The organism is Methylobacterium sp. CM6247 (genome assembly GCF_054817925.1).
Window position 1 is genome coordinate 3,811,286 of sequence record NZ_JBTXKX010000003.1, and the last position, 12,762, is coordinate 3,824,047.

A 12,762-nucleotide genomic window follows, 5' to 3' on the forward strand; every position below is an offset into this window, starting at 1 on the left:
GACCACGAGACCATGGCAGCCGAACCCTATTTCCCCGTCTGGCGCGCCAGAGATGCGACGGCCGAGGCCGCGGACGTCATGCCCGACGAGCGCCTGCCGGCGGGCCAGACCGTGCTCCTCGGCTTCCAGCACGTGGTGGCGATGTTCGGCGCCACGGCCTTGATGCCGATCCTGATGGGGTTCGACCCCAACCTGGCGATCTTCTTCTCCGGCATCGGTACACTCATCTTCTTTCTCGCCACCGGCGGCCGGGTGCCGAGCTATCTCGGCTCGTCGGCGGCCTTCGTCGGGGTGGTGATCGCAGCCACGGGCTATGCCGGGGCGGGGCCGAACCCCAACATCGCCGTGGCGCTCGGCGGCATCATCGCGGCGGGCCTGCTCTACGGCCTCGTCGGCGCCGTCATCGGCCTCGTCGGCTATGCCTGGGTGGAGCGGGTGATGCCACCGGTGGTGACCGGAGCGGTGGTGGCCGCCATCGGCCTCAACCTCGCGCCGATCGCGACGCGGATCATCTCGGCCTCCGCCTTCGACACCTGGTTCGGCCTCCTGACGGTGGTCATCGTCAGCGTCATCACCATCTACGCGCCCGGCCTCGCCCGGCGCCTGCCGATCCTGATCGGGGCGGCCCTCGCCTACCTTCTCTATCTCCTCCTCGCCAACGGGTTCGGTCTCGCCAAGCCCATCGATTTCTCCGCCGTCATGGCCGCCCCCTGGATCGGCGTGCCGGGCTTCGTCGCGCCGGTGTTCGACACCAAGGCGATCGCCCTCATCGCCCCGGTCTTCGTGGTGCTGATCGCCGAGAATCTCGGCCATATCAAAGCCATCGGCGCGATGACGAGCCGCAACCTCGACCCCTACATCGCCCGCGCCTTCCTCGGCGACGGCCTCGCCACCATGCTGTCGGGCGGGCTCGGCGGCACCGGGGTGACAACCTATGCGGAGAATATGGGCGTCATGGCCATGACCCGGATCTACTCGACCCTGGTCTTCGTGGTGGCCGGCTTCACCGCGATCCTGTTCGGCCTGTGCCCGAAATTCGGAGCGCTGATCCTGACCCTGCCGGTGCCGGTGATCGGCGGATTGTCGGTGGTGGTGTTCGGGCTGATCGCGGCCACCGCCGGCCGGATCTGGGTGGAGAACAGGGTCGATTTCGCCAATGCCCGCAATCTCCTCACCGTCGGGATCGCGGTGGTCCTCGGCGCCGGGGACCTGACCCTGAAATTCGGCTCCTTCGCCTTCGGCGGCATCGGCACCGCCACGTTCGGGGCGATCCTCATCTATCATCTGCTCGGGCTGACGAGGCTCGGACGCGCACCGGCCGATCCGGCCAGCGTCCGGGCCTGAACGGACCCCGTCTCACGACGCCCCCGGATCCGAGCCTCACTCGGGCCTCAGCGGGATCTGTACCCGCTGCGACGGGCGGAGCCGGTGGTGATGTCGCGCTCATCCCCGCGGCGGGGCGCGGAGGCGGCGTATCTGCCGCGAGCATCAAAGGCGGCCTGGCCTACGAGGCCGCCGGGTGCCACGACCGCCGGGAGGCCGGCCGGCGCGGTATAGCTCTGGGCCGAGGCAGCGGAGGCTGCCAGGACCGAGGCAAGGGCGAGAAGACCGGTGGACAAACGTGCCGTCATGGGTGTCGTCCTCATCGTCGATTCCGATGCCGACCCACCGGCATCATCGATTCGAGGTCCCAATCCTTGAGCAGGACTGCCCAACCAAGCAACAGAAATTGCCGCCGCACTGTGCAGCATGCTGCCGACAGGCAGAGGACGATCGGCCCCTATCCGGCAGGAATCGAGCGGACCAAGCGTGGTTCGGTGCCGGGAGCGCGGCTCATTCGGCCGCGAACAGCCCCGGCATCTCGGGCTCGACGCTGCCCGGCAGGCTCGCCTTCGGGTCGCCGGGGCCGGTCTCACAGCCGAGCGACGGCAAAGCGATGACGCGGTTGCCGCGAAAATCCATGCGGCAGACGATGGTGCCACGGGTCTCGACATAGGCGAGCAGACGCCGTGCCCGGCCCGGCGAACGGCTGCCGATGGCGCGGGCCAGGGCCTCGTCGCCGGGGCAGGGCTCTCCCGCCAGAGCGGCGCGAGCGAGCAGCAGGAACAGGCCCTGGACCTCGTCGGGCAGGGCGGCGGCGGCGCTTTGCGCCTCCTCCCAGCGCCCGTCGCTGTCGGCCGGGGCGCCTTGCCCGTCGATTCCCGCACGGGCGACGCCGAGGCGGCGGCGGAAGGCGGCGAGAGTAAGGGACTCACCGTCGAGCCCACGCATGCGGCAGCGGACGAGGAAGTCCTGATAGATCACCGCCACCGGCTGACGCCCGGCATCCGGGTCGGTGGCGATGCCCCGCAGGATCTCGTCGAGCCCGGCCCGCAGATCCTCCTCGCTCAGGGGCTCGGGCGCCTCGGCGGGTTCGGGCCGGTAGGCACTGAGCTCACGCAGCAGATCGGCCGGGCTGGCGCGCGGTGTCGGAGGGGTGCGCGGAGCCGGGGCCCAGGAGGCAGGGCCGTCCTCGGCCGAGCGGGTGAGGATCAGGGCGCGCAGATCCGCATCGGCGGGGGCGGGGAGCGGCACGAGCTTCGGGGAGCCCGAGCGCGCCGAGGTGGAGACCGGACCGATGCGCAGGGCCAACGGCCGACGGCTCAACGCGGGCCCGAGGGCCACGAATTCGCCGCGCGAGAGGTCGCGGAACCGCTCGGCGCCGCGGCGGTCGAGGCCCAGCAGGTCGGCGGCGCGGGCCATGTCGATATCGAGGAAGGTGCGGCCCATCAGGAAGTTGGTGGCTTCCGCCGCCACGTTTTTCGCGAGCTTGGCGAGGCGCTGCGTCGCGATGATGCCCGCGAGCCCGCGCTTGCGGCCGCGGCACATCAGGTTGGTCATGGCGCCGAGGGAAGCCTTGCGCGCCTCGTCGGAGACGTCGCCGGCCGCGGCCGGTGCGAAGATCTGCGCCTCGTCGACGACGACGAGAACGGGGTGCCAATGGCTGCGCTCGGCCTCGAACAAACCGCCGAGGAAGGCGGCGGCCGCGCGCATCTGTGCCTCCATGTCGAGGCTCTCCAGGGTGAGCACCACGGAGACCCGGTGGGCGCGCACCCGCGCCGCGATGGCCTGGAGATCGCCCTCCCCATGGGCACCATCCACCACCACGTGGCCGTAAGCCTCTGCCAGGGTGACGAAATCGCCTTCGGGATCGATGATGACCTGCTGGACCGAGCCGGCGCTCTGTTCGAGCAGCCGCCGCAGCAGATGCGACTTGCCCGAGCCGGAATTGCCCTGGACCAGGAGACGGGTGGCCAGCAGCTCCTCGAGATCGAGCCGGGCGGGCTCTTCGCCCGGGCCCATGCTCAGCCCCATCTCGATCCCGACCGTCATTCCCGCTCCGCTGTCCCGCAACCCGTCCGCGACGATGGCGACCCTAGCACGGATGGGCTCAGGCGACCTCCCCCTGCCCTTCCCACATCCACAGGGACGCTCCAGGAGAAGAATAGGTCCATTATCCTAGGACAACTAACGTAGGTCTTTTATCCTATGAGCATAGCCCTTCCCGAGAGGAAGGCCTCGAATGAGCAGTGGGGCGGATGCGTTGCATTTTCCTGCCGGACTCCCTTGCCGGCTCGCCCGGGGCATCTAGTTCGCCTGTCATGAACACCATCCTCGTCGTCGCCCTCGTCTGCGCCTCCACCGTCCAGGCCCCGGATTGCACGCGGGAGACCGCCCTCGACGTGATTACCGGGCAGGCTCACACCCTGCAGGAATGCCTGATGCAGGGGCCGGTCCTCGCGGCCAATGCCGGCCACGGCGCCGACAAGGACAGCTACGTGAAGACCCGCTGCGACCAGCGGCGCTGACATCCGGGAGCGCGATCCTCATGAGCGACGACAGCGTCAGCCCGGACCGGGCGGTGATGATCCGCCTGCGCGCCCGTCTCGCGGTGGTGGAGCGGGCAGCGTGGTTCGGCTTTGCCGAGGCGATGCGTCGGCAGCCGGAGGAGACCGAGGCCTATATCGCGGCAGAGCGCGCCAAATGCGCCGCCGGCTTCGCCGGGCCGAAATGGGCACGCGACCTCAGCGATGCCGAGCGGGCGATGCTCGGCGCCGAGGTCGATGCCGGGCTGGCGCAGCTGGTGGAGGACGCCAAGGAGGCGTGAGCCTTACGGACCTCCCTCCCCGCGCATCTTCGGGCGCTGCTCATCACGACCAAATCACATTGTCGGTCGATTTGCGGCAAAATCGCAACAGATCGTCGATTTTAAGAGTGTTGCGGAAGAGAATCTCGACTTCCACCTGAAAACCCATGATTGCTCCCTTGATCGACTGGGGAATATCCATGGCCACCGTTCAAGTTGAAGATAACTACTTCGATATTGAAGCAATCCATGGCGCATGGTCCGCAGGATTTCTCAGAAAGACATCGGCCACCAAATATACACTCTCGCGCGACGATGGCACCTCCTATGGAATGGAACTGGTAGGATCCGGGTTCCAATACACAAAAAGCGGAGACATCAAAGCCGGGACGATCAAGTCGATCAGCCTGATCCACGTCGATGGATCAACGCAATGGACGATGTCGGGACTTTCGCTCAACGCGAATGCCTTTCGTATTGCACTGACCGATTCGAGTTTCGATGATAAGGGGCCGCTCCTCAAGCTGTTCGCCCCCATTGCACTGACCGTCTACGGTGCGTCTCTAGACGATAAGTTCTTCGGCGGCCAAAAGGCCGATACCTTTCTCGGCAGTTTCGGTTCGGATACCTTCGTGGGTGGCTCCGGCAAGGATGCGATCGACGGAGGGATCGGGGATTACGATGTCGTAGACTACAGTCGCGAGTCCGGTGGCAGGGCCATCAAGGTCGATCTCGAGAAGGGCACGGCGACCGATACCTACGGATTCGTGGATTCGATCAAGAACGTCGAGTTGATCATCGGTACGGGCAAGGCCGATTCCTTCATGGGATCGAAGACGGCGTCCTACGAAGCGTTCAGCGGCGGTGCCGGCGCGGACATCATCAACGGCGGCGGCGGAACCCACAACACGGTCCGGTACGACATCACGGCCTCGACGGGTGTGATCGTCGAACTGGTGGGCAATCCAGATGGGAGCGGCTTTGGGCGCTCCCTCTCGTCGTCCGAGGACGACAAGTTGATCGGCATTCAAGACGTCGTGGGAACGGGAGGCGACGATACGATCATCGGCTCCGATGAGGACAACATCCTCTCCGGCCTCTGGGGCGCCGATCATCTCGACGGCGGGCGAGGGATCGATACGGTGGATTACTCTCTCCACACCGGATGGCTCAACGGCGTCAGGGTGAACCTGGAGCAATCGTCCGGCTACGACACGATGGGAAAAAAGGACGATCTGATTTCCATCGAAAACGTCACCGGATCGGAGTTGATAGATTTCATCACGGGCTCCCAGCTCAAGAATACGCTCCTCGGGCTCGCCGGCAACGATACGCTTCGAGGTCTTGCGGGAAACGACCGCCTGTCGGGTGGCGATGGAGCCGACATTCTCTTCGGCGGTCTCGGCAAAGACATTCTGACGGGCGGTTCGGGCCACGACACCTTTGTCTTCGATAGCACGCCGAATGCCGTGTCGAACGTCGACCGGATCGTCGACTTTTCCGTGTCCGACGACAGGATCAGGCTCGATCACCCGGTCTTTGCCGCCCTCGCGAAGGGCCATCTCACCTCCGACGCCCTCATCATCGGCGCCAAGGCCACCGATGCCGATCATCGGATCCTCTACAATTCCAAGACCGGCGCCGTGTCGTACGATGCCGACGGCAACGGCGGTGCGAGTGCCGTGCAATTCGCCACACTCGACGCGAACCTCAAGCTGACGGCGGACGATTTCTACGTTTTGTAGGAGCGTCGAGAACCACCTGGGGGGACCTCACCCGCCCCACAGGTCCCGCCAGGCGGGCGGCATCGCCAGCCCCGGCAGGCTCGTCGCTGCGTGAATTCCGATCGCCACCGCACGGGCGAGCGTGTCGGCCGCCGCCGCGCCGATGCGGGCGAGGTCCGTGATGGGGTCGGAGAGCGCGACCCGGCCGGTGGAGACCGCGAAGACCGCATCACCGTCGAGCGGGGTATGAACCGGGTGGATCGCCCGCGACAGCCCGTCCTGTGCCATCACCGCGAGGCGGCGGGCCTGGGCCTTGGTCAGGTCCGCGTCGGTGGCGACGATGGCCAGGGTGGTGCTGCTGCCGGGCAGAGCCTCGCGCGGCCAGGTGAAGGCGTCCGCCGGCATCGGATCGGGGAAGCCGAGAGCGCCGAATTCGCCGTTCCGCTCGAAGGGTGCGGCCCAGAAATGCCGCCCCTCCCCCACCGTGACCCGGCCGAAGGCGTTGACGGCCACCAGCGCCCCGACCCGCGCGGGCGTGCCGTCCACCAGGGAGGAAGCCGAGCCGAGGCCGCCCTTGAGGTTGGCCGTGCGCGCGCCGTAGCCCACGCCGACGGTGCCGAGGGCGACATCCTCGTACGCAGCGGCGGCGGCGGCGTAGCCGAGGTCGCGATAAGGCGAGACGCGGCCCCACTCCTTGTCGCCTCCGTTGAGGAGATCGAACAGGATCGCGCCGGGCACGATGGGGACGCGGATGTCGCCAATGGGAAACCCCCTCCCCCTCTCGGCGAGCCAGGCCACGACGCCGGCGCCCGCATCGAGGCCGAAAGTCGAGCCGCCGGAGAGGACCAGGGCGTCGATGCGTTCCACCGTGCGCTCGGGGTCGAGGAGGTCGGTCTCGCGGGTGCCCGGCCCACCGCCGCGCACGTCCACCCCGGCCACCACCGGGGCGTCGAACAGGATCGCGGTGGTGCCGCTCGCCACCCGCGCGTCATGGGCGTGGCCGACCCTGATACCGGCGATGTCGGTGATGCGGTTGCGCATCGGAATCCTCCGAATCTCGCGGATCCTCCAAATGTCTCTCAGAACGATCTCATGCCGGGGCGGTCGAGGCCAGCGGCGACGGGTTCCGGCGGCGTCTTGGCCCGCCGCGCGGCGCGGAGGAAATCGGCGGCATAGAGGGCGAGCGCCAGCCAGATCAGGACGAACAGGACCAGTCGATGCGGCTCCAGCCGCTCGCCATAGACGAGGACGCTGAGCCCCAACAGGCAGGAGGGGGCGAGGTATTGCATCAGCCCGAGGGTGGAGAGGGTGAGGCGCTGGGCGGCGGCAGCGAACCAGATCAGTGGCAGGGCGGTGGTGACGCCGGTGAGGAGCAGCAGCGCGAGCCGGACGGGATCGCCCTTCACCACGGGCTCGGCGAGGCCGACGAGGTAGATTCCCGCGAGGGGCAGGAGCAGGAAGGTCTCGGCGGCAAAGCCCACCATGGCGTCGACTCCCACGACCTTGCGCACCAGCCCGTAGAGCGAGAAGCTGGCGGCGAGGCACAGGGACAGCCAGGGCAGGTGCCCGGCCAGCACCACTGCGAGCACCACCCCGGCGGCGGCGAGCCCCACCGCCACGGCCTGGACCGGCCGCAGCCGCTCACCGAGGACGAGGGCGCCCAGCGCCACGCTCATCAGCGGGTTGATGAAGTAGCCCAGACTCGCATCGAGCATGTGCCCGGACTGGACCGCCACGAGGTAGAGCAGCCAGTTGACGGCGATGAGCCCGGCCGAGACGACGAGGAGGAGATGGCGCCGCCTCAGGGGAAACGGGTTGCGCACCCGCCGGCGCAGAATCGCCAGCAGGGCGACCACGAGCACGCTCGACCAGACGATGCGATGAGCCAGGATGCTGCCGGCCGGCACGGCATCGAGCAGCCGGAAATGCACCGGGACGACGAGGCCCCAGCTCAGATAGGCACCGAGCGCGTAGATCAGACCCACGACGTTCCTCCCCTCCCTTGCGAGGTTGGGACGGGGTTTACACCAAGTCTCGCGGGACGGCTCCGGTGGGGGATCGGGGAGCCGATCTGGATGGAGAGGCCGTTCGGTTCCGCGACGGAATGACCGTGATCGGGAGCGGCAGAGCGGCAGAGCGGCGGTTTCTTGCTCGAAACCTGTCGCCTGTCATCGACCGCTTTGCCCCTTAGCGGCCCCGGGGAAGATCAGCTTCGGGGCAAAGAACCCTGAAAGCCGCCGTTGAAGCCTTCAGTTGCCGAACGCACGAGACCGTCACTTCCTCAGCGGCACGCCCTTCGTGGTGAAACGCGGCGCGCCCGGATGGCGCATGGGGCGCGGCTGGCCCTGTCCCTTGCCGGCACCGAGCCCCGTTCCCGGCGGCTGCGAGGACGGAATCAGCTGGTCCGGCCTCGGCCCGATGAGATCGGCGCGGCCCATGGCCCGCAGCGCCTCGCGCAAGATGGGCCAGTTCTCGGGGTCGTGGTAGCGCAGGAACGCCTTGTGCAGCCGGCGCTGCCGCATCCCCTTGATCGCGTCGACGGGCTCGCTGCCGCCGCGCCGCACGCCCTGCAACGGGTTGATCTCGGTGTGATACATGGTCGTGGCCGTCGCCATGGGCGAGGGCAGGAACGTCTGGACCTGATCGGCACGATAGTCGTTCTTCTTGAGCCAGACGGCGAGGTTCATCATGTCCTCGTCGGTCGTGCCCGGATGCGCCGCGATGAAATACGGGATCAGGTAGTATTTCTTGCCGGCTTTCTTGGCGGCGGCGTCGAACATCTCCTTGAAGCGGTCGTAGGTGCCGATCCCCGGCTTCATCATCAGGTCGAGGGGGCCGCGCTCGGTGTGCTCGGGCGCGATCTTGAGACGGCCGCCGACGTGATGGGTCACGAGCTCCTCGACGTATTCGGGGCTTCGCACCGCCAGATCGTAGCGCACGCCGGAGGCGACCATCACCTTCTTCACGCCCTCCACCTCGCGGACCTTGCGATAGAGCCGGATCAGGTCGTCGTGCGAGGTGTTGAGGTTCGGGCAGATGTCCGGGAAGACGCAGGACGGCAGGCGGCACGCCGCCTCGATCTTCGGGTCCTTGCACGCCATCCGGTACATGTTGGCCGTGGGGCCACCAACGTCGGAGATCACGCCCGTGAAGCCCGGTGTCTTGTCGCGGATCAGCTCGATCTCGCGCAGGATCGAGTCTTCCGAGCGGTTCTGGATGACGCGGCCCTCGTGCTCGGTGATGGAGCAGAAGGTGCAGCCGCCAAAGCAGCCGCGCATGATCGTCACCGAGAACTTGATCATGTCCCAGGCGGGGATCTTCGCATCGCCGTAGGAGGGATGGGGGGCGCGGGCGTAGGGCAGGTCGTAGACCGCATCCATCTCCTCGCTGGAGAGCGGGATCGGCGGCGGGTTCAGCCACAGGTCGCGGTCGCCGTGGCGCTGGACGAGGGGACGGGCGTTGCCGGGATTGGCCTCCCGGTGCAGCACCCGCGAGGCGCGGGCATAGGCCTCCTTGTCGTCCTTGACCTCGTCGTAGGCGGGGAGCCGGATCACGGTCTCGCCGGGACGGCGGGAGGCGGCCTCGTCGGCGGAATCGAGATCGTCGGCGGGCAGCTCGGTGTAATGCTCGGGCACGCGGCGGAACAGGGCGACGCCCCGGACGGAGTCGAGTTCGTGCGGCGCCGCGCCGGCCGCGAGGCGGTTCGCCACCTCGACCACGGCGCGCTCGGCATTGCCGTAGAGCAGGAGGTCGGCCTTCGCGTCCGCCAGGATCGAGCGGCGCACCTTGTCGGACCAGTAATCGTAATGGGCGATGCGGCGCAGGGACGCCTCGATGCCGCCGAGGACGATCGGCACGTCCTTGTAGGCCTCGCGGCAGCGCTGGGTGTAGACGATTGTGCAGCGGTCCGGGCGGGCGCCGCCTTGTCCGCCCGCCGTGTAGGCGTCGTCGCTTCGCAGGCGACGGTCCGCCGTGTAGCGGTTCACCATCGAATCGAGATTGCCGCCGGTAACGCCGAAGAACACATTCGGCCGGCCGAGCGCCTTGAACGGCTCCGCCGATTGCCAGTCGGGCTGCGCGATGATGCCGACCCGGAAGCCCTGCGATTCGAGGAGCCGGCCGATGATCGCCATGCCGAAGCTCGGATGATCGACATAGGCGTCCCCCGTCACCAGGACGATGTCGCAGGCATCCCACCCGAGCGCGTCCATCTCGGCGCGGCACATGGGCAGGAACGGCGCCGCCTTCCGGAGAGGCTGCAGGTTGCAGGCGAGGGGAGCCACGGATCGACTCGGGGAAGCTTGAAGGTCCATGGGGTCCGTGCATAGACCGCCCGGGCCGCAAGCTCAACGAAAGGTCGAATTCGAATAAGAGGCCTTCCAAAAACCATCGGCGGCTCGAGATGGGTGGCGAGCCGCTTACCCGGCCCGAATTGCTGCCGGCCGCTTCACACCCCGCCCCGCCGCCCGAGGAACGGGCGGCCCCCGATCACCGCCGTGGCGGGGTGATCGGGTCGCCGCGCAGGAGAGCGTTGAGGCGTTCGGTGTCGAAGCCGTCCGTGGCCTTCGGCTTGGCCGGGACGGGTTTCGCGGAAGCGGTCTTGGTCACCGGGGGCTTGCCCGCCGAGGAGGCGGAGGGCTTTGCCGAGGCGGGCTTCGCGCCCGTCGGGCGGGGGGCCACCGGGCCTGTGGTGGAGAGGACGCCCGGCTGGAGCAGGGTCGGGATCGAGCCGGTATCCTGAGGCTCGCTCACGATCGGAGCCTGCACCATCTGTGGCGCGGGCGCCGCCGGAAGATGGGCCAGCCGGTCGGCGCTGACGAATCCGATCGCCAGGATGCTCAGCCCAAAGACGCTGCCGATGACGAGGAAGCGCAAGATACGCACGCGATACGCTTTCTACAAATACTCAACACCTTGATCACCGGTTTTAAACCAAGGCCGTTAACGAACCCGAGCATCGGCGGGCGGGCGGACCGTGCCATTTTCTGACCCTTTCTCATGTCGCTGGCAGGAGACGGTCACAGGATCTGGCTGAGGAAGGCTTGTGTCCGGGAATGCCGGGGCCTGTCGAAGAAATCGGCCGGCGGAGCGGTCTCGATGATCTGGCCCTCGTCCATGAACACCACGCGGTCGGCGATCTCGCGGGCGAAGCCCATCTCGTGGGTGACGCAGAGCATGGTCATGCCGCCGCGCGCCAGCTCGGCCATGGTGTCGAGAACCTCCTTCACCATTTCCGGGTCGAGGGCCGAGGTCGGCTCGTCGAACAGCATCACCTTCGGGCTCATGCACAAAGCGCGGGCGATCGCCACCCGCTGCTGCTGCCCGCCCGAGAGCTGGCCGGGAAACTTCCCCGCCAGCTGCGGGATGCGGACGCGCTCAAGATACTCCATCGCCAGTTTCTCGGCCGCCGCCCGGCCCATCCGCTTCACGTGGATGGGGGCCAGGGTGCAGTTCTCCAGCACGGTGAGATGGGCGAACAGGTTGAAGTGCTGGAACACCATGCCGACCTCGCGGCGCACGGCGTCCACGCTCGCCTGCGCCCCGGTGAGTTCGATCCCGTCCACCCGGATCGTGCCCTGCTGATGCGCCTCGAGCCCGTTGACGCAGCGGATCAGGGTCGATTTGCCCGAGCCCGAGGGGCCGCAGATCACGATCTTCTCGGCCTTCGCCACCGTGAGGTCGACGTCGCGCAGGACGTGGTGGGCGCCAAACCACTTGTTGACGCCGGAGAGCGCGACGGCGGGGGAGGTCTGCGGTGCCTTCAAGGATTCACTCGTCATCGTCTCTCTCCCGCCGCGAGGCGACGCTCGATGAATCCGGCATAGCGCGCCATGCCGAAGCAGACGGCAAAATAGACGAGGGCGGCGAAGATGTAGGCGGTGGCCGGGATGGTGGCGGCCGACCAGCGCGGATCGGCGCGCGAGGCTTCCAGCACGCGGATGAAATCGCTGATGCCGACGATGGAGACCAGGGTGGTGTCCTTGAACAGGCCGATCATCGTGTTGACGATGCCGGGCAGCGCCACCTTCAGGGCCTGGGGCAGGATGACGAGGCGCAGCGCCTGGCCCCGGCCGAGGCCGAGCGCTGCCGCAGCTTCGGCCTGCCCCTTCGGCACGGTCTGCAGCCCGCCGCGCACCACCTCGGCCATGTAGGCGGAGGCGAAGAGCGCGATGCCGACGAGCGGCCGCAGCAGGCGGTCCACGGTGATGTCGCCGGGCAAGAACAGCGGCAGCATCACGTTGGCCATGAACAGCACCGTGATCAGCGGCACGCCACGCCAGAACTCGATGAAGGCGGTGGAGAGCACGCGCACCACCGGCATGGTCGAGCGCCGCCCCAGCGCCAGCAGGATGCCGAGCGGCAGGGAGACGACGATGCCCACCGTGGCCACCACCACGGTGACGAGGAAGCCGCCCCACAGGCCCGTCGCGACGGTCGTCAGCCCGAGGGACGGTGCGCCGGAGAGAAGCAGGTAGGCCAGGACCGGGAAGACCAGGAAGGCGAAGAGCGCGCCGAGATCGCGCCGGGGCGCCCCGAGCCAGAGCATCCATCCGGCGGCGAAGGCCAGCAGCGCGACGGCGAAGTTCGGGCGCCAGCGCTCGGCGGCGGGGTAGGAGCCATAGGCGAGGTAGTTGAACTTGTCGGCGATGAAGGCCCAGCAGGCCCCCACCGGCCGCCCCGCCACTTCCGGCCGGCAGGCATCGCCCGACGCCCCGGTCCAGACCGCATCGATGACGAGGAAGCGGATCGCGATGGGGAGCAGCCAGGCGAGCAATCCCAGGATCGCAAGGGTGGTGAGCCCATTGCCGAGGCTCGAGAACAGGTTCCGGCGCAGCCAGCCCAGCGGTCCGCCGACGGTGGCGGGCGGCGGGCGCGAGGCGACGAGATCGGCGCGGACGAATCCCTCCATCC

General features: G+C 67.9%; 12 protein-coding genes. 4 read left to right on the top strand and 8 right to left on the bottom strand.

Translation table 11 applies throughout. From position 1 onward, the window contains the following. Nucleotides 1-12: 12 nt before the first annotated feature. A complete protein-coding gene (locus ACYQOP_RS18940; protein WP_461223448.1) occupies nucleotides 13-1,344 on the top strand; it encodes a solute carrier family 23 protein in 1,332 nt (443 codons plus the stop codon). A gap of 47 nt (nucleotides 1,345-1,391) precedes the next feature. Here ACYQOP_RS18940 and ACYQOP_RS18945 read toward each other — a convergent pair whose 3' ends face one another. Next, nucleotides 1,392-1,631 (bottom strand): hypothetical protein, encoded by a 240-nt coding sequence (locus ACYQOP_RS18945; RefSeq protein WP_461223449.1) that lies wholly within the window; start codon nucleotides 1,629-1,631, stop codon nucleotides 1,392-1,394. Between the two features lie 202 nt (nucleotides 1,632-1,833). After that, nucleotides 1,834-3,372 carry an ATP-binding protein gene (locus ACYQOP_RS18950; RefSeq protein ID WP_207411216.1) on the bottom strand — a complete coding sequence of 513 codons (1,539 nt, stop codon included), beginning with the start codon at nucleotides 3,370-3,372 and terminating at the stop codon, nucleotides 1,834-1,836. Nucleotides 3,373-3,641: 269 nt separating this feature from the next. Here ACYQOP_RS18950 and ACYQOP_RS18955 point away from each other — a divergent pair, with 269 nt between their 5' ends. The 3 genes from ACYQOP_RS18955 to ACYQOP_RS18965 all read left to right on the top strand — a co-directional run bounded on the left by ACYQOP_RS18955 (nucleotide 3,642) and on the right by ACYQOP_RS18965 (nucleotide 5,871). Next, nucleotides 3,642-3,848 (top strand): hypothetical protein, encoded by a 207-nt coding sequence (locus tag ACYQOP_RS18955; RefSeq protein WP_056425674.1) that lies wholly within the window; start codon nucleotides 3,642-3,644, stop codon nucleotides 3,846-3,848. A 20-nt stretch (nucleotides 3,849-3,868) separates the two neighbouring features. Then, nucleotides 3,869-4,147, top strand: a complete 279-nt coding sequence (locus ACYQOP_RS18960) for a hypothetical protein (RefSeq protein ID WP_419952632.1) — start codon at nucleotides 3,869-3,871, stop codon at nucleotides 4,145-4,147. Between the two features lie 158 nt (nucleotides 4,148-4,305). Further along, entirely contained in the window at nucleotides 4,306-5,871 is a 1,566-nt protein-coding gene (locus ACYQOP_RS18965) for a calcium-binding protein (protein WP_461223450.1), read from the top strand. Nucleotides 5,872-5,898: 27 nt separating this feature from the next. Here ACYQOP_RS18965 and ACYQOP_RS18970 read toward each other — a convergent pair whose 3' ends face one another. The 6 genes from ACYQOP_RS18970 to ACYQOP_RS18995 all read right to left on the bottom strand — a co-directional run bounded on the left by ACYQOP_RS18970 (nucleotide 5,899) and on the right by ACYQOP_RS18995 (nucleotide 12,760). Next, nucleotides 5,899-6,891 (bottom strand): P1 family peptidase, encoded by a 993-nt coding sequence (locus ACYQOP_RS18970; RefSeq protein ID WP_461223451.1) that lies wholly within the window; start codon nucleotides 6,889-6,891, stop codon nucleotides 5,899-5,901. A gap of 38 nt (nucleotides 6,892-6,929) precedes the next feature. Further along, nucleotides 6,930-7,835, bottom strand: coding sequence for an EamA family transporter RarD (gene rarD, locus ACYQOP_RS18975; RefSeq protein WP_461223452.1), 906 nt, complete (start codon nucleotides 7,833-7,835; stop codon nucleotides 6,930-6,932). Nucleotides 7,836-8,123: 288 nt separating this feature from the next. Continuing rightward, the gene (locus ACYQOP_RS18980) at nucleotides 8,124-10,163 is read right to left on the bottom strand and encodes a YgiQ family radical SAM protein (protein ID WP_461223453.1); all 2,040 of its coding nucleotides are present in this window, start codon (nucleotides 10,161-10,163) and stop codon (nucleotides 8,124-8,126) included. Between the two features lie 175 nt (nucleotides 10,164-10,338). Beyond that, nucleotides 10,339-10,734 (bottom strand): hypothetical protein, encoded by a 396-nt coding sequence (locus tag ACYQOP_RS18985; protein ID WP_056425689.1) that lies wholly within the window; start codon nucleotides 10,732-10,734, stop codon nucleotides 10,339-10,341. Between the two features lie 134 nt (nucleotides 10,735-10,868). After that, nucleotides 10,869-11,630, bottom strand: coding sequence for an amino acid ABC transporter ATP-binding protein (locus tag ACYQOP_RS18990; RefSeq protein WP_311274576.1), 762 nt, complete (start codon nucleotides 11,628-11,630; stop codon nucleotides 10,869-10,871). Then, nucleotides 11,627-12,760: an amino acid ABC transporter permease gene (locus tag ACYQOP_RS18995; protein WP_461223454.1), complete on the bottom strand. Its 1,134-nt coding sequence runs from the start codon at nucleotides 12,758-12,760 to the stop codon at nucleotides 11,627-11,629. Before ACYQOP_RS18995 ends, ACYQOP_RS18990 begins: the two co-directional genes overlap by 4 nt. Nucleotides 12,761-12,762 lie beyond the last annotated feature (2 nt).